Genomic DNA, 21966 nt, shown 5'->3' on the forward strand with positions numbered 1-21966 from the left:
TCAGCGCAGACGGGGATTCAGGGCGTCGCGCAGCCAGTCGCCCAGCAGGTTCACCACCAGCACGATCAGGCTCAGGTAAAGCGCGGGGAATACCACCACCCACCACTGCCCCGAGAACAGGAACTGGTTGCCCAGCCGGATCAAGGTGCCCAGCGAGGGCTCCGTGGGCGGCATGCCCACGCCCAGGAAACTCAGCGTGGCCTCGACCAGGATCGCCAGGCCAAGATTCAGGGTGGCCGTCACCATGACCGGCGTCAGCGTGTTGGGCAGGATGTGCGTCAGCATGATGCGCAGCGATCCCACGCGGATCAGGCGCGCGGCCTGGACGTATTCCTTGCCGCGCTCCACCAGGGCCGAGGCGCGCACCGTCCGCGCGTACTGCACCCAGTTGGTCATGGAGATGGCCAGGATCAGGATCACCGCCGACAGGGTTTCCCGCAGGCCGGGTGGCAGCAGCTGGCGGAACACCGCGGTCACCAGGATCGCGACCAGGATGGTCGGGATGCTCAGCAACGTGTCGCCCAGGCGCATGAGCGCGTTGTCGATCCAGCCGCCGAAGTAGCCCGCCGCCAGGCCGACCAGCAGGCCGATCGCCAGCGACAGCACCACCGTAGCCAGGCCGATCACGAGCGACATGCGCGAGCCGTACAGGATGGCCGACCAGACGTCGCGGCCCTGAGTGTCCGTCCCGAGCAGGAACTGCGGGTCCGAGCCCGCCTCCCACACGGGCGGCAGCTCCGCGTTCAGCAGGTCGAGCTGCGCCAGGTCGTAGGGATTCTGCGGCGCGATCCACGGCGCGAACACCGCCAGCAGCACCACGGCGATGAGCACGATGCCCGCCCCCATGGCCACGTAGTCCTGCCTGAGGCTCCACCACAGATCGCTTTGCAGGAACCGGGCGTAGCGGCCCCGGCCGCCCCCCGCCAGAGGTTTAGTGAGCATTGGCGCCTCCCTTGACGTGCTGGCTGCGCAGGCGCGGATCCACCACGCCGTACATCATGTCCACCAGCGTGTTCAGCGCCACGAAGATGAAAGACACGATCACCAGATAGGCGGCCATGACGGGAATGTCCACGAACATGACCGATTGGATGAACAGCAGCCCCATTCCCGGCCACTGGAACACCGTTTCCGTGATCAGCGCGAAGGCGATCAGGTTGCCGATCTGCATGCCGGTCACCGTGATGACCGGCATCAGGCAGTTGCGCAGCGCAAGCCGGAAATGCACCACGCGGTCGGGCAGCCCGCGCGCGCGGGCGAATTTGATGAACTCGGTGCGCAGCGTCTCCAGCATCTCCGCCCGCACCAGCCGCATGATCAGCGTGATCTGGAACAGCGCCAGCGTGATGGACGGCAGCACGAGCGCGGCGCGGCCCGAAGGCGTGAGCAGCCCGGTGGACCACCAGCCTATCTTCACGGTATCGCCGCGTCCGAAGCCGGGCAGCCAGCCCAGCTGGACCGAGAAGACCAGGATCAGCATGATCCCCACGACGAAGCTGGGCAGCGATATGCCCAGGATGGAAACGAACTGCAGCGCCTGCGCCGCGCGCGACTTGCGGTAGATGGCGGTCAGCACGCCCAGCGGCACGCCGATGACGAGCGACAGCAGCGTCGCCATCAGCACCAGCTCGAAGGTGGCCGGAAAACGTTCGGCAACCAGCGCGAACACGTCCTGCTGGTTGCGGTAGGAAATGCCGAATTCGCCCTGCGCGGCATTGGCCACGAAATGCACGAACTGCATGCCCACCGACGCATTCAATCCCAGGCGCTCGCGCAATTCGTCGCGCTGCGTCTGCGAGGCCTGCTCGTTGAGCATCATGTCGACGGGATCGCCGACGAACCGGAAAATCACGAAGGCCAGCAACGCCACCGCCAGCATGACGCCGGCCGCGTTGAAGACCCGCCTAACTATGAACGCCAGCATGTGCGTCTCCCATAGGATTCACTTCCTGGCCCGGGACCGCCCGCGGCGAACGCGGCGGTCCATACGGGCATCTCGGGCATCACTGCATGCGCACGGTCCACAGGCGCGCCTTGTTGTCCGGCATCTGCAGCACCTCGCCCACCTTGTCGCCCACCGCCCAGGCCATCGGCTGCTGGTGCAGCGGCAGGAAGCGCGCATCGTCGTGCAGGGTCTGCAGCACGTCCTGCATCATCCGGACCCGCTTGGGCCGATCCATTTCGGCGGCCGCCGCGTCGATGCGGGCATCCAGCGCCGCGTCTCCCCACTGCCCCCAGTTGAAGACGCCGGCCGGGCCCGTGCGCGTGTGCATCACCTGCAGCAGGATGGACAGCGCGTCGATCTGCGGCTCGTTGGCCCAGCCATGGATGGTGATGTCGAATTCCCCGCGCGAACGCTTGGGGTTCTGCAGAGACCGCGGGCCGCTGGCCAGCGTCGCCTTCACGCCGATGCGCGCCCACATGGAGGCAGCCGCCTGGCAGATCTCCTCCTCGTTGACGAACATATCGTTCGAGCACAGCAGCGACACCGTGAAGCCATCCGGGTAGCCGGCCTCGGCCAATAGCTTCTTGGCGCGCGCGGCGTCGAACGGCAGGCGTTCTTCCTGCTTCGTGTCGTAGCCCGGGATGGACGGCGCCACCAGCGCGCCCGTGGTGCGCGACAGTCCGCGCATCACCCGCTTCTGGATCAGATCCGGCGACAGCGCCATATAGAGCGCCTGCCGCACCTTCAGGTCCTTCAGCGGATTCTTGTCCGCGACGTTGGAGCCGACCAGCTTGTCGCCCAGGTTGAAGCCGAAGTACAGCGTGCGCAGTTCCGTGCTGGCCAGCACCTTCACGTTGGACGCCGCGCGCAGGCGGTCCAGGTCCTGCAGCGGCGCGTTCTCGGTGAAATTGATGTCGCCCGACAGCAGGGCCGCCACCCGGGTCGGCGCGGAGGCGATGGGCGTGAACTCGATGCGGTCCAGGTTGTGGCGCGGCTTGTCCCACCAATCCGGATTCACCACCAGCACGGTGCGCGTATCGGGGCGGTACGACTCCACCTTGAATGGGCCGGTGCCGTTGGCGTGGTGCGTGGCGTAGCCTTCTATCTTCTTCGCTGCGTCCGTGGGCTTCAGGCTGTTGTTGTCCACCAGCCACTGGCGGTTGAAGATGAAGATGTTGGTCAGGTCGTTGAGCATCAGCGGGTACGGATGCGTCATCTCGATGTCGACCGTGTAGTCGTCCACTTTGCGCACCGCCTTGAACGCGGGCAGGTTGCCCTTGAGCGGCGACGCGCCGTCCGACACCCGCGTCATCGAGGCCACCACGTCGTCCGCCGAGAACGGCGCGCCGTTGTGGAATTTCACCCCCTGGCGCAGGCGGAAGCGCAAGACCGTGGGCGAGGTGGCCTCCCAGGACTCGGCCAGCGCGGGCGTAATGTTGAACTTGTCGTCGTAGCGGATCAGCGCTTCGTACACATGGTTCAGGAACGCCAGATTGAACGTGCTGCCGTAGGAATACGGGTCCAGCGAATCCAGGTCCCGGGCGGCGCCCCACTTCAGCGTGTTGGCCGCGGATGCCCCCGCCACCGCCGATAGCGCGATCACGGCCCCGGCGGCCCATTTGAACAAAGTCTTCATGGCTGCAAACTCCCTTGTGTATCGGTCTGAACTCGCCGGGGTCGGGCCCGGCTCGATGGGTACGGCGGAAAAAACCGGGCGGCGCGGATCAGCGGACAAGGCTCAGCCGCTGCGCCCGCTCCAGGGACGCCAGCGCCAGCACCTGCGCCAGGGCGGCACGGTAGGAATCGATGATGGGAACCTCCGGCAGGCGCGGCAGGCTGGGCAGGTAGCCGGCCAGGGCCGCGCCGGCCACGATGACGACGTCCGCGCCCTGCTCCACCGCCGCCTCCAACGCCAGGCTGACCTGCAGCACCGACTCCGGCGAACGCGAAACGTAGTCCAGCGCATTGCCAGGCAGGGCCAGGATGCCGGCGCAGCGCGACTCCACTCCCAATTGGCGGATCTGCTCGCGCAGCATGCCGGGCCAACGCCGCCCAACCGTCACGATGGCGTAGCGGTCCCCGCGTTGCATGGCGGTCATGATGGAAGCTTCCGCCATGCCCACGACGGGCACGCCCAGGCGCTCGCGCACCGCTCCGATGCCCGGTTCGCCGAAACAGGCGAGCAGACAGGCGTCGAACGGGACGCTGGCCTGCGCGGCCTCCCGTTCCACGAGTTCGAGCACGGCATGGGCGGAGATGGCAGCTTCCGTCCGGCTAGCGATGTAGGCGGGGCCGAATCCGGCGGTCACGGCGTGGACATGGGCGGTATCGCCTAGGAAAGCCCTGGCCTGGCCGGCCAGGCTGCCGGTCAGCTCCGACGTGGTGTTGCCGTTGACCACCAGCAGCCGATAGGGCGAGGCGGCGGGCAGATGCGTAACGGCGGCTATGGGTACTGCGGACATGGTTGGCCTCGATATTTGTATACAAACACTATCGCTAAAAATCGTTATACCTACGATTTTTGTATAAATATTTGTATACGATTTGTGTTGCCAATGTACCGCTTGCGGCCCCGGCGGCAAGCTATCGCTTACCCTTATCCCGCGTTGTAGTATGCTTGCCAGCACCCTGAAAAATGCGCGCCGGCGCCAATTGCCGGAAATTCCTACACACTGAAAAATGCGCAGGCATAGGAGCCAACAAAAAGATGACGTCCTCCGCGCCGTCGGCAGATGCACCCGCCAGGAAAGACATCAGCCGCAATGAAATCGTATACAAAAATCTCCGCCGGGCCATCATCGAGCAGGCCCTCCTGCCGGGCGACAAGCTGCCCGAGGACATCATCGGCGAGCGATTCGGAGTCAGCCGCACCATCGTGCGCGGCGTGCTGACTCGCCTGTTCAGCGAGGGACTGGTGGATTTGCGGCCCAATCGCGGGGCCGCGGTGGCCCGCCCCAGCCTGGAGGAAGCGCACGACATCTTCGAGGCGCGCCGCTGCCTGGAAAGGGATGTCGCCCGCCGGCTGCTGCAGCACATCACCGAGGCGGGGCTGGCCAGGCTGGAGCAGCACGTGTCCCAGGAAGAGGAAGCCCGCCAGCGCAACAGCACGAATGAATCCATCCGCCTCTCGGGCGAATTCCACATCCTGATGGCCGAACTGTCGGGTAACGCGGTGTATGCGCGCTATGTGAACGAGATCGTGTCGCGCTGCTCGCTGATCCTGGCTCTCTACGGCCGCCCGCATTCCAGCGAATGCGCGGTGAGCGAGCACCGGGAAATCGTCGCCGGCCTGCGCGCGCGTGACGAAAAACACGTGCTCCACCTGCTCGAGCATCACCTGGAGGCCGTTACCGCCCGCGCGCTGCTGACCGCCGACGGGCCGGGAGTGCGCGATATCCGCAAGATCCTGGACCGCTACGGCACCTGAAAACGCGCGCGCAAGCGCGGACCGCCCATGAAAAAGCGCCCGGTCGGGGCGCTTTTTCGTTCTGGGGGCCTAGATTTCGCGTTCTTCCGTCTTGAGGTTGTTGTCGCGGGCGAAATCCACGACGAACTTGTAGGCCAGCGGTTCCAGGTCGCGCAAGCGCAGATCGACCACGATCCCGCGCACGCCATCGATCACGACGGGCAGCACATAGGGCGAATAGGTGAGATGGTTACCGGCACAGCCGGCGGGCCGGAACTGTGCCATTACGCCGGCGAGCCTTTCCGCCCAATCGCTGGGGCGAAAGCGGCTACCGGTTTCGGTAACGCCATGAATTACGAATTGTCTGACGCGAGTTGCCATGAGTTCTTCACTACAGCGCGCCTTTCACGAAAGCCGGATCTTCGGCGTGATCAAACATGCGCCCTGCGCCGCGAATTGTATATGATTGATCCTTTGCCCTCTTTCAAACAGCGCTTTCCCCTGGGAAGCGCGCCTGCGAGAGGGTCCGGTTGCGAGCCTGCCCCGGCTCGACCCGCCATACCCCCAGGAGGATCCGCGATGAGCTCGCCTCTGGCCAATATCTATGCCCGGCTGCCGGTGTCGTTCACGCACGGCCAGGGCGTCTGGCTCTGGGACGCCGAGGGCCGCAAGTACCTGGATGCGCTGGCCGGGATCGGCGTGTCCTGCCTGGGCCACGCCCACCCGAAGCTGGTGGCCGCCATCGGCGAGCAGGCCGCCCGCGTCATCCATACCTCGAACATCTACGAAGTCCCTCAGCAGACCGCCCTGGCTGCCCGCCTGACCGAACTCTCCGGCATGCAGGAGGTCGCGTTCAACAACAGCGGCTCCGAAGCCAACGAGGCCGCGATCAAGCTGGCGCGCTACTACGCCTACCAGCGGGGGAACAAGCACGCCCACATCATCACCATGGACTCGTCCTGGCATGGCCGCACCCTGGCCACGCTCGCGGCCACGGGCAGCGACAAGGCGCGCAAGGGCTTCGAACCCCTGCCCTCGGGCTTCATCCAGGTGCCCTACAACCAGCTGGACGCCGTGCGCGCCGCCGGAGACGCCGAGCCGCGCACGGCCGCCGTGCTGCTGGAGGTGCTCCAGGGCGAGGGCGGCATCCGTCCCTCCGACATCGCTTACCTCCAGGAACTGCGCCGCCTGTGCACGGAGCGCGGCTGGCTGCTGATGATCGACGAGGTGCAGTCCGGCATCGGCCGCACCGGCAAATGGTTTGCCCACCAGTGGGCGGACATCCGTCCCGACGTGATGACCTTGGCCAAGGGCCTGGCGGGCGGCGTGCCGATCGGCGCCATGCTGGCCGCCGGCCCCGCCGCCGGCGTCCTCACCCCGGGCAGCCACGGCACCACCTTCGGCGGCGGCCCCCTGGTCTGCGCGGCCGGGCTCGCGGTGCTGGACGCCCTGGAATCCGAGAATCTGCTGGACAACGCCCATGCCGTGGGCGCCCACCTGAAAGATGCGCTGGCCAGGGAACTGGCCGGCACGCCCGGCGTCACCGATATCCGCGGCCGCGGCCTGATGCTGGGCATCGAGCTCGCCCGCCCTTGCGGCATCCTGGCCATGCGCGCCATGGAAGCCGGCCTGCTCATCAACGTCACACGCGACCGCGTCATCCGCATGCTGCCGCCGCTGATCCTGAACCGGGAAGAAGCCGACCGGATCGTCGCCATCCTGGTTCCCCTCATCCGTCAATTCCTGGCCGAACAACCATAATCAACGCCCCGCCCGGGCCAAGAGCCTGGCGGGCCCAATGACCTGCGACATCACCATGACTCCTCCCACGACTCAAAACGGCCCGTTGCGGCACTTCCTGCAGTTCAAGGACTTTTCGTCCGCCGAGATCGCCTACGTGCTGGACCGCGCGCGCCTGATCAAGGACAAGTTCAAACGCTACGAACCCCACATGCCGCTGCATGACCGCACGCTGGCGATGGTGTTCGAGAAAGCCAGCACGCGCACGCGCGTGTCGTTCGAGGCCGGCATGTACCAGATGGGCGGCTCGGTCATCAACCTGACCTCCAACGATTCGCAACTGGGCCGCTCCGAGCCCATCGAAGACACCGCGCGCGTGATCTCGCGCATGGTCGATATCGTCATGATCCGCACGTTCGAGCAGACCCGCATCGAGCGCTTCGCCTCGCATTCGCGCGTGCCCGTGATCAACGGCCTGACCAACGAATTCCACCCCTGCCAGATCCTGGCGGACATCTTCACCTACATCGAGCACCGCGGCTCCATCGCCGGCAAGACGGTGGCCTGGGTGGGCGACGCCAACAACATGGCCTACACCTGGCTGCAGGCCGCCGAAATGCTGGGGTTCACGCTGCACGTGTCCACGCCGGCCGGCTACGAACTCGAAGCCTCGCGCATCGGCACGCCGTCCGACAAGGTGCTGCGCCAGTTCAAGGACCCCATGGAAGCCTGCAAGGGCGCCCACCTCGTCACCACCGACGTCTGGACCAGCATGGGCTATGAGGCCGAGAACGAAGAACGCCGCGCGGCGTTTGCCGACTGGTGCGTGGACGCCGACATGATGGCCACGGCCGCCGACGACGCCGTATTCATGCACTGCCTCCCCGCCCACCGCGGCGAGGAAGTCACGGGCGAAGTCATCGACGGCCCGCAAAGCGTGGTCTGGGACGAAGCGGAAAACCGCCTGCACGTGCAGAAGGCGCTGATGGAATTCCTGCTGCTGGGACAGGTGTAGGATAGGTGGAGCGCGAGAGTTCTTGAGCTAGAACACCGCGCTCCAGCGCGCGAAACCCATGCGGCCGCGCGCAGACTGTTTTTTTGGCCGATGCCGGGCACTGTCTGCGCGCGGCCGCATGGGTTTCGCGCGTTGAGCATCTAGGTTCTTGCGCAGGAACTGCCGCGCTGCACCCATCCTACAGCACTCTTCGGAACATCGTGCGGCGCGTGTTCCTGAACGACGGCCGCACGCGGCTGCTCCAGTCGCTGGCGCGCACGGCCAGCCATGCGGGACTGCCGAAGGTGTCCCGCGTGCGCAGGTCATAGCAAGCCAGGTAGCGCGGCCCTTCGTGCCTGCACTCGTAGCGCATGGCGCGCACCGTGCCCGGCACCGAGGCCAGTCCCGGCAGATGCTCCTGGTCGTACCAGGCGTTCAGGTCGGCCTCCGCCTCGGGCAGCACGTCGGTCTCCACCACGTAGTGCCATGGCGCATCCTCGCCGGCGGACGCGCCCTGCAGATACAGCGTCAAGTGCAGCACCCGGGCGCGGGCGCCCGGGAAGCTTTCGGCCAGGCGGGCCTGGAACTCCGGCAGATTGCCGGTGGGCCCGCGCAGATACACGTAGGTTTCCTCCTCGTCCAAGGCGGCGAAGGCGGAAACGCGGGCGCCCTCCAGCCCATGCGTCAGCCGCTCGGAAAGATCGCGGGCGCGCGGCTCGTCGAAGCGCTCGCCCAGGGACACCAGCAATACGGTTTCCTGCACCCTGTTCTCCTTTCAATGCCCGACGCGCAACGCCACCAGGAAGCGCGACACCATGTTGTATGCCCCGACGGTGGCCGCCAGTTCGACCAGCTGCGTATCATCGTAACGCTCCCGCAAGGGCGCGAATACGGCGTCCGGCACCTCGATGTCGCGGGTCATCGCATCCGTCAGCGCCAGCACCTCGGCCTCTCCTGCCGCCAGTCCGCGCACGGCGGCCGGCTCCGGGCCATCCCGCAATTGCTCGACCAGCGCCTGCGGCATGCCGGCGGCCAGCGCATGCGGCACGTGCGCCTCGAACTCGTAGGGCGCCCGGTTCAGCGTGGCCACCCGCAGGATGATCAGCTCGCGCAGGCGCGGCGGCAGCGAGGTCTTCTGGCGGATGGCGGTCAGCATGGCTTCCCAGCCCTCGACCACGGCGGGACTGTTCAGCAGCACCTGGTACAGCGGCGAAATGCGGCCGCGCGCGGCGGCGATGCGTTCTTCCAGCACGGCCAGCTCACCGCGGGTGCCCGGCGCGACGGGCGCGACTCGGCTTGCGCTCATGGCATCACTCCGGACGGATGTTCTTGCGCTGGATCAGCGCGGTCCACTTTTCGCGGTCGGACGCGATCAGCGCCGCCAGCTCCTGCGGACTGCCGGGAGCGGCCTCGGCGCCGAACTTTTCCAGGCGGGCGCGCACGCTTTCCGTTCCCAGCGCGGCGCGCACCGCCTGGTTAAGCTTGGCTATGGTGGCCGGCGGCGTGGCGGCCGGCGCCACAATGCCGTACCAGTTGTTGGACTCCACGCCGGGGATGCCCTGCTCGGCCAGCGTCTTGACCTCCGGCAGCAGCGGATGGCGCGTCGGCGCCGCGATCCCCAGGGCCTTCAGCTTGCCGCCCTGGATATGGCCGATCAGGCCGGGCACGTCGCCGAAAAAGCCCGAGACCTGGTTGCCCATCACGTCATTGATGACCGGCGCCGCGCCCTTGTACGGCACGTGCATCACGTTCGCCTTGCTGGCGTCGGCGAACATTTCCAGCGTCAGGTGCGGAATGCTGCCGATGCCCGAAGAGCCGATCGCCACCGATTGCGCGGCCGCCTGCGACTTCTTGACGAAGTCCGCCGCGTCGCTTGCCGGATTGGACGGATTCACCACGAACACCGTAGCGTTGTTCACCACCTTGGACACCGGCGCGAAATCGCGCGCGGGATCGTACGGCAGGTCCTTGTACAGTGCCGGGCTGATTGCCACCGCGCCCACGCTGGTCAGGAACAGCACCGAACCGTCGGCGGGCGCCTTGGCCACGTAGGCCGCGGCAATGTTGCCGTTGGCCCCCGCCTTGTTTTCCACGATGACCTGCTGCTTGAGCTCGCGGCCCAGCTGATCGGCCAGCACGCGGCCCACCAGGTCCACCGGACCGCCCGGCGGAAAGGCGATGATGAGGCGTACCGGCCCCTCGGCATGGGCGGCGCCCAGGGCGGCCAGGCCCAGCAGGCCGGCCGACAGCATTTTCTTGAACATGACGTCTCCTCGTTATGGAATTCGCTTACCGTTTGCGCGCCGCCGAATGGCGGCCGCGCGGACCGCCACCTACTGAAATCCGTACAGCCGCGCCGGGTTGTCCACCAGGATCCGCTGGCGCAGCGCCGCATCCGGGCAGGCCTGGAACAAAAGGTCCGCCAATTCGCCGTCGTCGGGCATGTCTCCCGACACGTTCGGGTGCGGCCAGTCCGTGCCCCACAGGCAGCGCTCGGGCAAGGCCTCCGCCAGGGCGCGCACGAAGGGCAGGCCTTCGGCGTATGGGCGGCGGCCGGACGCAATGCGGTCGATGCCCGATACCTTCACCCAGGCCTGCGGCACCTCAGCCAGGCCGAGCAAAGCGCGCATCGCCGGCGAATCCAGCCCGTCCGCCGCCTTGAGCCTGCCCATGTGGTCGATCACGAACGGTATGGGCAGCGCCGCCAGCCTCGGCAGCAGTTCCGGCAGCATCGCACCGTCCAGATGCAGGCACAGATGCCAGCGCAGCGGCGCGATCAACGCCACCACATGGTCGAAAACAGCGGGGTCGGGCGCGCCGCCCAGGTGGGGCACGAAATTGAACCGGGCTCCCCGCACGCCGCCTTCGTGCAGCCGCCTGACGTCCGCCTCGGCGGCATCCGCGCCCAGCAGCGCCACGCCGCGATAGCGGCCGCCGCTTGCGGCCAGCGCGTGCAGCAATGCGCTGTGGTCCGAGCCGTGGCAATTGGCCTGCACCAGCACCGCGCGTTCCACGCCCAGGCGTTCATGCAACGCCGCCATGGCGGCGTACGGCGCGTCCGGCGGCGTGTAGGACCGGCCTTCCGCATAGGGGAATACGTCCGCCGGACCGAACACGTGGCAATGCGCGTCGCACGCCCCGGGCGGCAAGGCATAGCGGGGACGGGACGGCAATGCAAGCGGAGGACGGCAATCGGGCACGGCGGCTTCCAGAGGGGTGAAAGCGTCATCGTCCCGGATTGCAGGCCGCCCAACAATGCTATATCTTTGATTTCAGATATAGAAATAATGCATATCAGATGGACCTGAAGCAAATCGAATACTTCCTGCGGGTGGCGGAACGGCGCAGCTTCTCCCGCGCCGCCGAAATGCTGGACGTGGCGCAGCCCACGCTCAGCCGGCAGGTCCGCTTGCTGGAACTGGAGTTGGGCCAGCACCTGCTGTACCGCAACGGCCGCGGGGCCGAGCCCACCGAAGCCGGCCTGCGCTTCCTGGAGCATGCCCGCGCGCTGCTGACCCTGGCCGAACGCGCCAAGGAAGACCTGCAAAGCCTGCGCGAAACCCCCACCGGGAAAGTCGTGGTGGGCCTGCCGCCCCGCATCGCGCGGGTTTTGACCCCGCCGCTCGTCCAAGCCTTCCGCCATGGCTTTCCCGACGCCTCCATCGCGGTGGCCGAGGGGCTGAGCGCCCAGGTGCGCGAATGGCTGCTGGCGGGCCGGGTCGACTTGGCCCTGCTCTACGACCCCGCCCCCTCGCCCCAGTTGGCCTATGAGTCGCTGTTTCGCGAGGAGCTGGTGCTGGTGGCCGCGGCCAGACACCGCCCGCCCCTGCCTGCGCGGATTGCCGTCGCGCAATTGGGGGACTATCCGCTGGTGGTCCCCAGCCTGCCCAACGCCATCCGCACCCTGGTCGAAAGCGTGTGCCGCGCCCAGGGCGTGCGGCTGACGATCGCCGTCGAAGTGGATGCGGTCCAGACCATCGTCGAGCTGGCCGCCCAAGGCGACGCCTACGCCATCCTGCCGCGCTCGGCGGCGCGCGGCCCGGCCGCGGAACATGAACTGTCTCTCTGCGACATCCACGGCCCGGCGATCACCAACGACCTGGTGCTGGCCAGCGCCCGCCACCGGCCATCCACGCGCCTGGCCGCCGCCACCGCGCAGCTGATACGCCAGCTGGACGTGCCCGCGCTGTTTGCGCCCCGGCCCGCAGCCCAAAAGGGTTAAAATAGGGCCGATTTTTCTTGTTTGGCGGCTAGGGGCTTTCAAAGTCTGCTGCCAAAGCCTGCTGTCAAAGTCCTGTTGGCGTCTCACCTCGAACAATGACCACTATCCTCCCGAACCTTCCGACCGGCCAGAAGGTCGGCATCGCCTTCTCCGGCGGCCTCGACACCAGCGCAGCGCTCCTGTGGATGCGCAACAACGGCGTCGTCCCCTACGCCTACACGGCCAACCTCGGCCAGCCGGACGAATCCGACTACGATGAAATTCCCCGCAAGGCCATGGCCTACGGCGCCGAAAAGGCCCGCCTGATCGACTGCCGCGCGCAACTGGTCGCCGAAGGCATCGCCGCCCTGCAATCGGGCGCGTTCCACATCTCGACCGCCGGCATCACCTACTTCAACACCACCCCCATCGGCCGCGCCGTCACGGGCACGATGCTGGTGGCCGCCATGAAGGAAGACGACGTCAACATCTGGGGCGACGGCAGCACCTTCAAGGGCAACGACATCGAGCGCTTCTACCGCTACGGCCTGCTGACCAACCCGGACCTGAAGATCTACAAGCCCTGGCTCGACCAGCGCTTCATCGACGAGCTCGGCGGCCGTTCGGAGATGTCGGAATACATGCGCCAGGCCGGCTTCGACTACAAGATGTCGGCAGAAAAGGCCTATTCCACCGACTCCAACCTGCTGGGCGCCACCCACGAAGCCAAGGACCTGGAGCACCTGAACTCCGGCATCCGCATCGTCAAGCCCATCATGGGCGTGGCGTTCTGGCGCGACGACGTCGCCGTCAAGGCCGAGGAAGTCACCGTCCGCTTCGAGGAAGGCCAGCCGGTCGCCCTGAACGGCGTGGAATACAGCGACCCGGTCGAACTGATGCTCGAAGCCAACCGCATTGGCGGCCGCCACGGCCTGGGCATGAGCGACCAGATCGAGAACCGCATCATCGAAGCCAAGAGCCGCGGCATCTATGAAGCCCCGGGCCTGGCCCTGCTCTTCATCGCCTACGAGCGCCTGGTCACCGGCATCCACAACGAAGACACGATCGAACAGTACCGCGAAAGCGGCCGCAAGCTGGGCCGCCTGCTGTACCAGGGCCGCTGGTTCGACCCGCAAGCCATCATGCTGCGCGAAACCGCCCAGCGCTGGGTTGCCCGCGCCATCACCGGCGAAGTCACCATCGAACTGCGCCGCGGCAACGACTACTCGCTGCTGAACACCGAATCGCCCAACCTCACGTACGCGCCCGAGCGCCTGTCCATGGAGAAGGTGGAAAACGCCCCCTTCACCCCGGCGGACCGCATCGGCCAGCTGACCATGCGCAACCTCGACATCGTCGACACGCGCGAGAAGCTGTTCACCTACGTGAAGACGGGCCTGCTGGCCTCGTCGGGCACCTCGCTGCCCCAGCTGAAGGACGCCAACAAGAAGTAATCGCCTCCTTCGAAAAAGCCCTCCGCGGCGTCAAGCGGAGGGTTTTTTTTGGCTGTTCCAAGATAAAGCCATTTCGCGGAACGTAGGATGGGTGAAGCGCGAGATCCTCCGCACAAAAATGCCGCCCTCCAACGCGCGAAACCCATGCTGTTGTGAAAGACTGTTTTCAGGCCGCCATCAACCACCGTCTGCTCGCAACAGCATGGGTTTCGCGCGTTGAAGGGCGGTGTTCTAGCTTAAGAACTCTCGCGCCGCACCCATTCCTACAGTTCGACCTGCATCCCCATCTCCACGACCCGGTTGGCCGGGATCTTGAAGAACTTGGTGCTGCGAGTGGAGTTGCGGGCCATGAAGGAGAACACCGCGCGGCGCCAGCGCCACAATGCCGGCTTCTTGGCCGCCACCACGGTCTGGCGCGACAGGAAGTACGACGTGCGCATCGGCTCCAGGTCGATTTCGGGGTAGGCCTCGGCCACCAGGCGCAGCGCTTCCGGCACGTCGGGATCTTCCTTGAAGCCGTAGTTGATGGTGGCCTGCCAACTGGAGGCGCTGATCTTCTGCACGGTGAAGCGCTCCTCGGGCGACACATAGGGCACGTCCGCCACCAGGATGGTCAGGAACAGCACGTGGTCGTGCAGCACCTTGTTGTGCTTCAGGTTGTGCAGGAGCGCCGGCGGCACGTTCCCGGAATTCATCGTCATGAAGATGGCCGTGCCGGGCACGCGGGACGGCGGGTACTCCTCCAGCTGCGCCATGAATTCCTTGAGCGGCTGCCGGTCACGCTGCTGCATCTCGGACAGCAGCCGGCGGCCGCGGCGCCACGTCATCATCAGGGTGAACACCACGATCGCCACCACCAGCGGCAGCCAGCCGCCTTCGTGGATCTTGAATACGTTGGCGGAGAACAGCAGCACGTCGAACAGCAACAGCAGGCCCAGCACCACGAACCACACCATGCGCTTCACGCCCGTGCTGCCTCGCGGCAGCACCGCGAAAGCCAGCACCGAGGTCGTCAGCATGGTGCCCGTCACCGCGAAGCCGTAGGCGGCGGCCAGGTTGTCGGAATTGCGGAACAGCAGCACCAGGACCAGCACCGCGCACAATAGCAGCGCGTTGACCTGCGGCAGATAGATCTGCCCTTTCTCGATGGCCGAGGTGTGCAGGATCTGCATGCGCGGCCAGAAGCCCAGCTGCACCGCCTGGCGGGTCACCGAGTATGCGCCCGAGATGACCGCCTGCGACGCCACGATCGTCGCGATGGTGGCCAGCGCCACCAGGGGCGCCAGCCCCCAGTCGGGAGCCATCATGAAGAACGGATTGCGGATGGCCTCGGGATCGCGCAGCAGTAGCGCCCCCTGGCCGAAATAGCACAGCGTCAGCGCCGGCAGCACCATGCTGAACCAGGCCCTGCGGATCGCCGGACGGCCGAAGTGGCCCATGTCCGCATACAGCGCCTCGGCGCCCGTCAGCGCCAGCACCACGGCGCCCAGCAGCACGAAGCTGATCCAGGGAAATTCGACGATGAAGCGCAGCCCCCACATCGGATTCAGCGCGGCCAGCACCTCCGGCGTCTGCCAGATCTGCCAGCCCCCCAGCGCGGCCAGCGTGCCGAACCAGAGCAGCATCACCGGGCCGAAAAGCTTGCCCATGGCCCCCGTGCCGTGCGACTGGATCACGAACAGCGCCACCAGCACCACCAGCGCGATCGGCACGACCCAGTTGTCGAGCTGGTGCGACACGATGCCTATGCCTTCCAGGGCGGACAGCACGGAAATCGCCGGGGTGATCATGCTGTCGCCATAGAACAGCGCGGCCCCGAAGATTCCGAGCACGATCAGCACCCAGCGCAGCTTGCCTTCGCGGGCGCGCACCGCCAGCTCCAGCAGCGCCAGCGTGCCGCCCTCGCCGCGGTTGTCGGCGCGCAGCACCAGCGTCACATACTTGAACGAGACCACCACCATCAGCATCCAGAACAGGATGGACAGCACGCCCAGCAGATGCGGCGGCTCCAGGTCGGTGTGCACGCTCAGGCCGGTAAGGCAGGCACGCAGCGTGTACAGCGGGCTGGTGCCGATGTCACCGTAGACCACGCCCAGCGCCCCCAGGATGAGCGCGGCCCGCGACGATGGCGCGTGCGCGCCTGCTGCGTGGGCGCCGCCCGAGGTGGGAGCGCCAACGGTATCCTGGCTCATGATGTGGGTTCTTGACGAGTGAGTTGGGCCCCCTTGCGCGGGCCGGGAAACACAACGGATAGCCGTGTGCCGGAAAAATCGGGACGGCTGGTGAGCTTCCACCAGGCGCCGTGCGCGTGCGCGATCTCGCGCACGATGGCCAGCCCCAGGCCCGAGCCGCCGGCCGTGACCGTCGGCGAACGGTAGAACGCCTCGAACACGCGGTCGCGCTCTTCCGGCGGTATCCCCGGGCCGTCGTCCTCGACGGTCAGGGACGGCGGATTGGCGCCCACGATCAGCGTGATGCGGCCCGTCGCGTTGCCGTAGCGCAGAGCGTTGTCGATCAGGTTGCCCAATAGCTCCGCCAACAGCAGGGGATCGGCGTCGATCCAGATGGGCGCGTCCGGCGCCACCAGGTCTAGCTCATAGTGCGCTTCGCGCACGCGGGGAAACCATTCGGCGCCGTGCGCCCGGACCCATTCGCACAGGTCGATACGCACGAAACTGTCCTGCGGGCGGGCGTTGGGATCCGCGCGGGCCAGCACCAGCAATTGCTGGCCCAGCCGGATCATGCGGTCGCTCACCGCCTTGATGCGCTCGGCCCTTGCCCGCACATCGTCGGGCAGCGGCCGCGCCAGCATCAGTTCCGACTCCAGCCTCAGGCCGGACAAGGGAGTACGCAACTGGTGCGCCGCATGGCCGATGAAGCGCCGCTGGGCCGCCAGCGAGGCGTCCAGGCGCAGCAGAAGGTCATTGGTATGGGTTACCAGCGGTTCGATCTCCACCGGCACGCCCGCCACCTCCAGCGGCTGCATGTCGTCGATGGATCGCTGCCGGATCTCCTCGGACAGATGGTTCACCGACCGCAGGCCCGAGCGCACGCCCTGCACCACTACCCAGGTGAACAGCGCGATCAGCGCGACCTGCCCCACCACCATCAGCCAGAAGAAGTCCTCGAGCATCCAGAGCGACATGTCGATCTTGTGCGTGATGACCCAGGTAGCGGCCAGGTCCAGCAGGACGAGCAGCAGGATGGGCGGCATCAGCCGGACGACCAGATGCCGCGCAAGCGAACGGGAGGGAAGTAAGGGGCGTGAAGCCGGGGGGGCGTTGGAGGTGCGTTCCTGCGTCATGGCGCGATGCCCTTCTTGCTCAGGCGATGGGATGCGCTCGGCCGGCATGTGACGGCCGCCGCCTGGCCGCGAAGCCGTCAGGCCGTTTCGACATCCAGCATGTAGCCAAAGCCGCGCACGGTCTGGATGCTGGCGCCCGTGCCTTCCAGGCGTTTGCGCAGGCGGTACACGTAGACTTCGACGGCGTTCTCGCTGAAATCGGCGTCCCAGGCGGAAAGCGAGTTCACGATCTGGCGCTTGGTCACGACGCGGCCCACGCGGGCCATCAGCATTTCAAGCACCGAGAGCTCGCGCACGGACAGCGACAGGCGCTGGCCGTTGGCGCGGACTTCGCGTCCGACTGTGTCGAACACCAAGGGACCGACTTCGATCAGGGGCTGAGCCTGTCCGGCGCGGCGGCGGCCGAAGGCGCGCACCCGCGCCGCCAGCTCGGGCAGCTCGAAAGGCTTGGTAACGTAATCGTCCGCGCCGGCGTCCAGGCCGGCGACGCGGTCGTCGAGGCCGTCGCGGGCGGTGAGGATAAGCACGGGAACCTGGTTGCCGTCCTGGCGCAATTGCCGCAGGACGTCCAGTCCGCTCATGCCGGGCAGGTTGAGGTCGAGCAGCAGGAGGTCATACGGCTGGCCTGCCAGGGCGCCCAGGACACGGTCGCCTTCGGTCAGCCAGTCGACCGCATAACCCTGGTCGGCCAGGAATTCCTGGAGCGCATGGCCCAGGGTGGTGTCGTCTTCGATTACCAGAACTCGCATGCCGCGATTCTAGCGCGATCCCGGCCGAAAGGGGGCGCGAAGTGCGCCCCCGGCCGGAATTCGTTCAGCGCGCGGACGGCGCCGGGGCAGCCCCGGCCGCGGCGGGAGCCGCCTCGCCCGCGGGCGCGCCGCCCGAAGGCGGGGTGGTGACGAACCCGATGCGCGTCATGCCCGAACGGCGCGCGGAAGCCATGACCTTGGCCAGCGTTTCGTAGCGGGTGTTCTGGTCGGCGCGGATGCGGATCTCGGGTTGCGGCTTGGTGCCGGCGATCGATTTGAAGCGGTTGGGCAGGTCGTCGATGTTGACCGGCTTTTCATCCCAGAACAGCGCGCCGCTGGCGTCGATGGCCAGGTCGACCGTCTTGGGCTCTTCCTCGATCTGCTCGGCGGCCACCTGGGGCATGTTGATCTTGATCGAGTGCGCCAACAGCGGCGCGGTGATGATGAAGATCACCAGCAGCACCAGCATCACGTCGATCAGGGGCACCATGTTGATCTCGGAGACCGCATGGCTTCCGGATCCTTTGCCCTCGAAGCTGCCAAAGGCCATTATTCGCTCCCGCGTTGGGCGCCGCCATGCTGGCGGCGCAGGGCACGCACCTTGCCGTCGGACAGCGCGACTTGCTGGCCCGTGGTCAGGAACGCGAAGAGATCATGCGCGAAAGCATCCAGGCGCGACAGGAACACGCGGTTGTTGCGCACGAAGGTGTTGTACGCCAGCACCGCGGGAATGGCAACGGCCAGGCCCAGGCCCGTCATGATCAGCGCCTCGCCCACGGGACCGGCGATACGGTTGATGGTCACGCCGTCGGACAGGCCGATGCCGACCAGCGCGTGGTACACGCCCCACACCGTGCCGAAGAGGCCCACGAAAGGCGCCGTCGAGCCCACCGAGGCCAGCACGGTCAGGCCGTTCTCCAGCTTGGCCGTTTCTTCGTCGATGACCTTGCGCATGGTGCGCGTGACGAAGTCGGAGTTGCTGCCGGACTCTTCCAGCTTGGTGGCGCCGAACTTGTTGTGGTGGGCCTGGGCATGCATGGCATGGCTGGCCAGGTGCGAGAACGGATCGCGCGCGCCGTGCGTCACGATCTCGTTTTCAACCTGCTCTAGCGAGCTGGCGTTCCAGAATTTGTTCAGGAAGTCCGCGGCGCGCTTGCGCATGGCGACGTTGCTGGCGGCCTTGACCAGGATCAGGTACCAGGTCACCAGCGACATCAGGATCAGGATGATGAACAGGGTCTTGCCCACGAAGTCGCTCTGCGCGACGAAGTGCAGAAAGCCCATGTCGGGCGTGGCGATGGGCGCGACAGGCGTGGGCGCGGCAGGCAGCGCGGCGGCGGCGCTGTGCAGCGCGTCGGCCGACTGCTGGAGCGCGCCGGCAGCCTGTTGAGTCGCTTCGCCGACCGCCGAGGCGGCTTGCGGAAGCGCGGGCGCGGCGGCGGCGGCGGCGGCGGGCGCAGCGGCGGCAGCCGGCGCGGCCGGGCTGGTAGTCGCCTGCGCCACCAGGGTGGCGCTATGCAGTGCGTTGGACATCTCAGTTCCTCATTACGAAATCGAACGGAATCTTGGCTTTGGCGGGATAGGCCACGCCATTACGGGTATAAGGCTTGAAACGGCCCTTGCGGGCGGCCGTCAGCGCCGACTCGTCCAGGCGCGGGAAGCCCGAGGACGTATCGATGGTTGCGCGTTCGACCAGGCCCTGCGTATTGATCTCCACCAGCACCACCACCCTGCCCTCTTCGCGCATGCGGCGGGAAGCCATGGGGTAATTCGGCATCGGACGCGCGCCCTGGAATTCGATGCTGGAAACCAGCACCGGCTGATCGGGCGGCGGCCCCTGCTGCGGCCCCTGGGGAGCCTGGGTACCTTCCGGCGCGCCGCTGGGCGGCGTTTGCTGAGGCGGCGTTTCGGGCTTGACCTCCTGCTTCACCTCTTGCTTGGGCTTGGGCTTGGGTTTTGGCTTGGGTTTCGGCTTGGGCTTGGGCGCCGGCTCGGGCGGCTTTTCAACCACGGGCTCGGGTTCCGGTTCAGGCTCCGGTTCCGGCTTGAGCTCGGGCTCCGGCTCTGGTTCGGGCTCGATCTCGGGTTCCGGTTCGGGCGGCGGTTCCGTGACAGGTTGGGGCACTTCGGGAGCGGGCTCCGCCTTGGCAATCTGGGGGATGGGCGCGTCCACCACGCTCACCATGATTGCCTCGGGCTCTTCCAGCTCGGGACGGTTCTCGGGCGCCATGAAGATGGCGCCGATCACCGCAGCATGAAGCGCGAGAACCGCGAAGCCAGCGGCAGCGCGTATACCGAACGAAGACCGCGAAGAATTCCAACCGCGTTGAAGACTAGGCATGAATCAGCCAGGATGCATTGACTTATCCGGCCCGCGGGAGAAAGACGCGCACGCCGGGGCGGCGCCGGCTGACCGGTACAAGCCAATAATAATATCTTAAATGCGAATGATTCGCACGTCCTATTTCGTCTGAGAAAAGCTTGCACGGCTGATCGAGATCAAACCCGGCAGGACTGGACTGGCCGAAAAAAGGGACGCGCAAAACAAAAAACCCGCCACGGCGACGTGTGCGGGTCTTCTGCGAAGTGCAATGCTTTTGGTGGGTGCTACAGGGGTCGAACCTGTGACCTACGCCTTGTAAGGGCGCCGCTCTACCAACTGAGCTAAGCACCCTTTCTTGATGCAGCCTCAAGACGAAATTCGCGAAAATCCGTACAAGCAACTGCCAACCGGGGCACTCAAAAGCAATACGCGGGCCGGAGTATACCGGACCGCGCACTTGTCGGCAAATCGCAAGCAAAACGCTCTGCGACCTGCCTGCCGTCCATTAGTTGACGGCGTCCTTCAGGGCCTTGCCCGGACGGAACTTCGGCACCTTGGCCTTCTTGATCTTGATGGTTTCGCCCGTGCGCGGGTTGCGGCCGGTGCGAGCGGCGCGGGCCGACACGGCAAACGTACCAAAGCCAACCAGCGTAACCGTACCGCCCTTCTTCAGCGTGGTCTTGACGGCACCGATCAGGGCGTCGAGCGAACGGCCGGCAGCAGCCTTGGAGATGTCGGCCTTGCTGGCGATGTGATCGATGAGTTCGGTTTTGTTCATGCAGGTGTACCCCTCACAAGGTGTGGAGTCTGCCGGAGATGCAGTCCATGGCCGTCATGATTGGACGCCACGAAAGACGCAAGACCCGACAAACGACGAACAGACAGTGGATAAACTTTTTTCTTGCGCTGCAAAGCACAACTTTTAAACTGCTGCGCCGCTTAGGATTCAATGGCATAAGCCTTCGAACCGTCAGCGACGCAGAGGTGTATTAGGCCTTGGCGTAGCGCGGCTGTCAAGCGAAAACCTCACGATAACCCGCGCCAATACTAGCTTTTAGCCGTTTTCGCAATAAACAGAAACGCGCAATTCGGCGTTTGCGCGACACTGCGTTACGACGCATCAATGTTGCGTCAGACGTCGGCCCATCGACGCAGCAAATTGTGGTAAATCCCGGTCAACTGCACGATCGACGGATGCCCCGCGGCATCCTGGTTCAAGCGCTGTATGGCCACGTCCATGTCGAGAAGCAAGGCGCGCTGGCTGTCTTCGCGCACCAGGCTCTGCATCCAGAAGAAGGAAGAAACGCGCGCGCCGCGCGTGACCGGGTTGACCTTGTGCAGGCTGGTGCCGGGATACAGCACCATGTGCCCCGCCGGCAGCTTCACCGCGCGCGGGCCGTAGGTATCGTCGATGACGAGTTCGCCGCCATCGTAGGAATCGGGCTCGGAAAAGAACAGCGTGGCGGACAGGTCGGTGCGCACGCGCTCGGCGGTGCCGGCGATGCCGCGCACCGCGTTGTCCACGTGGTAGCCAAAGGCCTCGCCGCCCTCGTACCGGTTGAATAGCGGCGGAAAGATCTTGCGGGGCAGCGCCGCCGACATGAACAGGTTGCTGCCGGCCAGCCGCTGCAGGATCAGGTTGCCCAGTTCCTGGGCCAGGGGATGCTGCTCCGGCAGCTGGCGATTGTGCTTCACCTCGGCGGACTGATGGCCCGCCGTCACCTTGCCGTCGACCCAATCGGCCGCATCCAGGCGGCGCCGAATCTCCGCGGCCTCTTCCGTCGTGAAAATTTCTGCGATTTGAATGAGCATGCGCCCCACCCCGTTTGCGTTGCGGACGCGGGCCGCAA

Annotated in this window: 22 protein-coding genes and 1 tRNA gene; 5 read left to right on the plus strand and 18 right to left on the minus strand. The window is 66.2% G+C overall.

Annotation, left to right across the window (positions count from 1 at the left end):
- The 4 genes from JL37_RS11630 to JL37_RS11645 all read right to left on the minus strand — a co-directional run bounded on the left by JL37_RS11630 (position 1) and on the right by JL37_RS11645 (position 4407).
- Positions 1-942 carry an ABC transporter permease gene (locus tag JL37_RS11630; RefSeq protein ID WP_043544246.1) on the minus strand — a complete coding sequence of 314 codons (942 nt, stop codon included), beginning with the start codon at positions 940-942 and terminating at the stop codon, positions 1-3.
- Positions 932-1924, minus strand: coding sequence for an ABC transporter permease (locus JL37_RS11635; protein WP_043544248.1), 993 nt, complete (start codon positions 1922-1924; stop codon positions 932-934). Before JL37_RS11635 ends, JL37_RS11630 begins: the two co-directional genes overlap by 11 nt.
- A gap of 79 nt (positions 1925-2003) precedes the next feature.
- Complete coding sequence (locus tag JL37_RS11640; RefSeq protein ID WP_043544249.1) at positions 2004-3581, minus strand: ABC transporter substrate-binding protein; 1578 nt, start codon at positions 3579-3581, stop codon at positions 2004-2006.
- An 88-nt stretch (positions 3582-3669) separates the two neighbouring features.
- Positions 3670-4407, minus strand: coding sequence for an aspartate/glutamate racemase family protein (locus JL37_RS11645; RefSeq protein ID WP_052097120.1), 738 nt, complete (start codon positions 4405-4407; stop codon positions 3670-3672).
- A 245-nt stretch (positions 4408-4652) separates the two neighbouring features.
- On the opposite strand from JL37_RS11645, the gene JL37_RS11650 reads away from it, so the two are divergent.
- Positions 4653-5372, plus strand: a complete 720-nt coding sequence (locus tag JL37_RS11650; protein ID WP_043544250.1) for a GntR family transcriptional regulator — start codon at positions 4653-4655, stop codon at positions 5370-5372.
- 69 nt (positions 5373-5441) lie between these two features.
- On the opposite strand, the gene JL37_RS11655 is transcribed toward JL37_RS11650, so the two are convergent.
- Complete coding sequence (locus JL37_RS11655; RefSeq protein ID WP_043544251.1) at positions 5442-5732, minus strand: DUF3579 domain-containing protein; 291 nt, start codon at positions 5730-5732, stop codon at positions 5442-5444.
- 198 nt (positions 5733-5930) lie between these two features.
- Between JL37_RS11655 and JL37_RS11660 the strand changes: the two genes are divergently transcribed.
- Positions 5931-7112, plus strand: coding sequence for an aspartate aminotransferase family protein (locus tag JL37_RS11660; RefSeq protein WP_043544252.1), 1182 nt, complete (start codon positions 5931-5933; stop codon positions 7110-7112).
- Between the two features lie 55 nt (positions 7113-7167).
- Entirely contained in the window at positions 7168-8106 is a 939-nt protein-coding gene (gene argF, locus JL37_RS11665; protein WP_043544354.1) for an ornithine carbamoyltransferase, read from the plus strand.
- A gap of 178 nt (positions 8107-8284) precedes the next feature.
- Here the strand turns inward: argF and JL37_RS11670 are convergent, their stop codons facing one another.
- The 4 genes from JL37_RS11670 to JL37_RS11685 all read right to left on the minus strand — a co-directional run bounded on the left by JL37_RS11670 (position 8285) and on the right by JL37_RS11685 (position 11285).
- Positions 8285-8848: a DUF4286 family protein gene (locus JL37_RS11670; protein ID WP_043544253.1), complete on the minus strand. Its 564-nt coding sequence runs from the start codon at positions 8846-8848 to the stop codon at positions 8285-8287.
- Positions 8849-8860: 12 nt separating this feature from the next.
- Complete coding sequence (locus tag JL37_RS11675; RefSeq protein WP_043544255.1) at positions 8861-9391, minus strand: carboxymuconolactone decarboxylase family protein; 531 nt, start codon at positions 9389-9391, stop codon at positions 8861-8863.
- A 4-nt stretch (positions 9392-9395) separates the two neighbouring features.
- Positions 9396-10349 carry a tripartite tricarboxylate transporter substrate binding protein gene (locus JL37_RS11680; protein WP_043544256.1) on the minus strand — a complete coding sequence of 318 codons (954 nt, stop codon included), beginning with the start codon at positions 10347-10349 and terminating at the stop codon, positions 9396-9398.
- 69 nt (positions 10350-10418) lie between these two features.
- Positions 10419-11285 (minus strand): amidohydrolase, encoded by an 867-nt coding sequence (locus tag JL37_RS11685; protein WP_197064596.1) that lies wholly within the window; start codon positions 11283-11285, stop codon positions 10419-10421.
- Between the two features lie 98 nt (positions 11286-11383).
- On the opposite strand from JL37_RS11685, the gene JL37_RS11690 reads away from it, so the two are divergent.
- The gene (locus tag JL37_RS11690; protein WP_043544258.1) at positions 11384-12307 is read left to right on the plus strand and encodes a LysR family transcriptional regulator; all 924 of its coding nucleotides are present in this window, start codon (positions 11384-11386) and stop codon (positions 12305-12307) included.
- Between the two features lie 95 nt (positions 12308-12402).
- On the plus strand, positions 12403-13740 hold the full coding sequence (gene argG, locus JL37_RS11695; protein WP_043544259.1) for an argininosuccinate synthase: 1338 nt from the start codon (positions 12403-12405) through the stop codon (positions 13738-13740).
- A gap of 263 nt (positions 13741-14003) precedes the next feature.
- Here argG and JL37_RS11700 read toward each other — a convergent pair whose 3' ends face one another.
- The 9 genes from JL37_RS11700 to JL37_RS11740 form a co-directional block, all read right to left on the minus strand.
- Positions 14004-15932, minus strand: coding sequence for a potassium transporter Kup (locus tag JL37_RS11700; RefSeq protein ID WP_043544260.1), 1929 nt, complete (start codon positions 15930-15932; stop codon positions 14004-14006).
- The gene (locus tag JL37_RS11705) at positions 15929-17044 is read right to left on the minus strand and encodes a HAMP domain-containing sensor histidine kinase (RefSeq protein ID WP_231570332.1); all 1116 of its coding nucleotides are present in this window, start codon (positions 17042-17044) and stop codon (positions 15929-15931) included. Before JL37_RS11705 ends, JL37_RS11700 begins: the two co-directional genes overlap by 4 nt.
- Before the next feature lie 77 nt (positions 17045-17121).
- On the minus strand, positions 17122-17793 hold the full coding sequence (locus JL37_RS11710; protein ID WP_043544263.1) for a response regulator transcription factor: 672 nt from the start codon (positions 17791-17793) through the stop codon (positions 17122-17124).
- A gap of 64 nt (positions 17794-17857) precedes the next feature.
- Positions 17858-18343 (minus strand): biopolymer transporter ExbD, encoded by a 486-nt coding sequence (locus JL37_RS11715; protein WP_043544264.1) that lies wholly within the window; start codon positions 18341-18343, stop codon positions 17858-17860.
- On the minus strand, positions 18343-19326 hold the full coding sequence (locus JL37_RS11720; protein ID WP_043544266.1) for a MotA/TolQ/ExbB proton channel family protein: 984 nt from the start codon (positions 19324-19326) through the stop codon (positions 18343-18345). Before JL37_RS11720 ends, JL37_RS11715 begins: the two co-directional genes overlap by 1 nt.
- 1 nt (position 19327) lies before the next feature.
- Entirely contained in the window at positions 19328-20134 is an 807-nt protein-coding gene (locus JL37_RS11725) for an energy transducer TonB (protein ID WP_043544268.1), read from the minus strand.
- A gap of 257 nt (positions 20135-20391) precedes the next feature.
- Positions 20392-20467 (minus strand) — tRNA-Val (locus tag JL37_RS11730).
- Positions 20468-20621: 154 nt separating this feature from the next.
- The gene (locus tag JL37_RS11735) at positions 20622-20894 is read right to left on the minus strand and encodes an HU family DNA-binding protein (protein WP_003812968.1); all 273 of its coding nucleotides are present in this window, start codon (positions 20892-20894) and stop codon (positions 20622-20624) included.
- 353 nt (positions 20895-21247) lie between these two features.
- Complete coding sequence (locus JL37_RS11740) at positions 21248-21928, minus strand: Fe2+-dependent dioxygenase (RefSeq protein WP_043544355.1); 681 nt, start codon at positions 21926-21928, stop codon at positions 21248-21250.
- Positions 21929-21966: the final 38 nt, after the last annotated feature.

This window comes from Achromobacter sp. RTa (assembly GCF_000757485.1).
Classification (GTDB): Bacteria; Pseudomonadota; Gammaproteobacteria; order Burkholderiales; family Burkholderiaceae_B; genus Achromobacter.

Coding starts and splice junctions, on each gene's coding strand:
- JL37_RS11650 (WP_043544250.1), top strand. CDS start 4,653: ATGACGTCCTCCGCGCCGTCGGCAGATGCACCCGCCAGGAAAGACATC.
- JL37_RS11710 (WP_043544263.1), bottom strand. CDS start 17,793: ATGCGAGTTCTGGTAATCGAAGACGACACCACCCTGGGCCATGCGCTC.
- JL37_RS11680 (WP_043544256.1), bottom strand. CDS start 10,349: ATGTTCAAGAAAATGCTGTCGGCCGGCCTGCTGGGCCTGGCCGCCCTG.
- JL37_RS11645 (WP_052097120.1), bottom strand. CDS start 4,407: ATGTCCGCAGTACCCATAGCCGCCGTTACGCATCTGCCCGCCGCCTCG.
- JL37_RS11735 (WP_003812968.1), bottom strand. CDS start 20,894: ATGAACAAAACCGAACTCATCGATCACATCGCCAGCAAGGCCGACATC.
- JL37_RS11630 (WP_043544246.1), bottom strand. CDS start 942: ATGCTCACTAAACCTCTGGCGGGGGGCGGCCGGGGCCGCTACGCCCGG.
- JL37_RS11655 (WP_043544251.1), bottom strand. CDS start 5,732: ATGGCAACTCGCGTCAGACAATTCGTAATTCATGGCGTTACCGAAACC.
- JL37_RS11715 (WP_043544264.1), bottom strand. CDS start 18,343: ATGGCCTTTGGCAGCTTCGAGGGCAAAGGATCCGGAAGCCATGCGGTC.
- argG (WP_043544259.1), top strand. CDS start 12,403: ATGACCACTATCCTCCCGAACCTTCCGACCGGCCAGAAGGTCGGCATC.
- JL37_RS11720 (WP_043544266.1), bottom strand. CDS start 19,326: ATGTCCAACGCACTGCATAGCGCCACCCTGGTGGCGCAGGCGACTACC.
- argF (WP_043544354.1), top strand. CDS start 7,168: ATGACTCCTCCCACGACTCAAAACGGCCCGTTGCGGCACTTCCTGCAG.
- JL37_RS11725 (WP_043544268.1), bottom strand. CDS start 20,134: ATGCCTAGTCTTCAACGCGGTTGGAATTCTTCGCGGTCTTCGTTCGGT.
- JL37_RS11640 (WP_043544249.1), bottom strand. CDS start 3,581: ATGAAGACTTTGTTCAAATGGGCCGCCGGGGCCGTGATCGCGCTATCG.
- JL37_RS11660 (WP_043544252.1), top strand. CDS start 5,931: ATGAGCTCGCCTCTGGCCAATATCTATGCCCGGCTGCCGGTGTCGTTC.
- JL37_RS11690 (WP_043544258.1), top strand. CDS start 11,384: ATGGACCTGAAGCAAATCGAATACTTCCTGCGGGTGGCGGAACGGCGC.
- JL37_RS11700 (WP_043544260.1), bottom strand. CDS start 15,932: ATGAGCCAGGATACCGTTGGCGCTCCCACCTCGGGCGGCGCCCACGCA.
- JL37_RS11635 (WP_043544248.1), bottom strand. CDS start 1,924: ATGCTGGCGTTCATAGTTAGGCGGGTCTTCAACGCGGCCGGCGTCATG.
- JL37_RS11675 (WP_043544255.1), bottom strand. CDS start 9,391: ATGAGCGCAAGCCGAGTCGCGCCCGTCGCGCCGGGCACCCGCGGTGAG.
- JL37_RS11705 (WP_231570332.1), bottom strand. CDS start 17,044: ATGACGCAGGAACGCACCTCCAACGCCCCCCCGGCTTCACGCCCCTTA.
- JL37_RS11740 (WP_043544355.1), bottom strand. CDS start 21,928: ATGCTCATTCAAATCGCAGAAATTTTCACGACGGAAGAGGCCGCGGAG.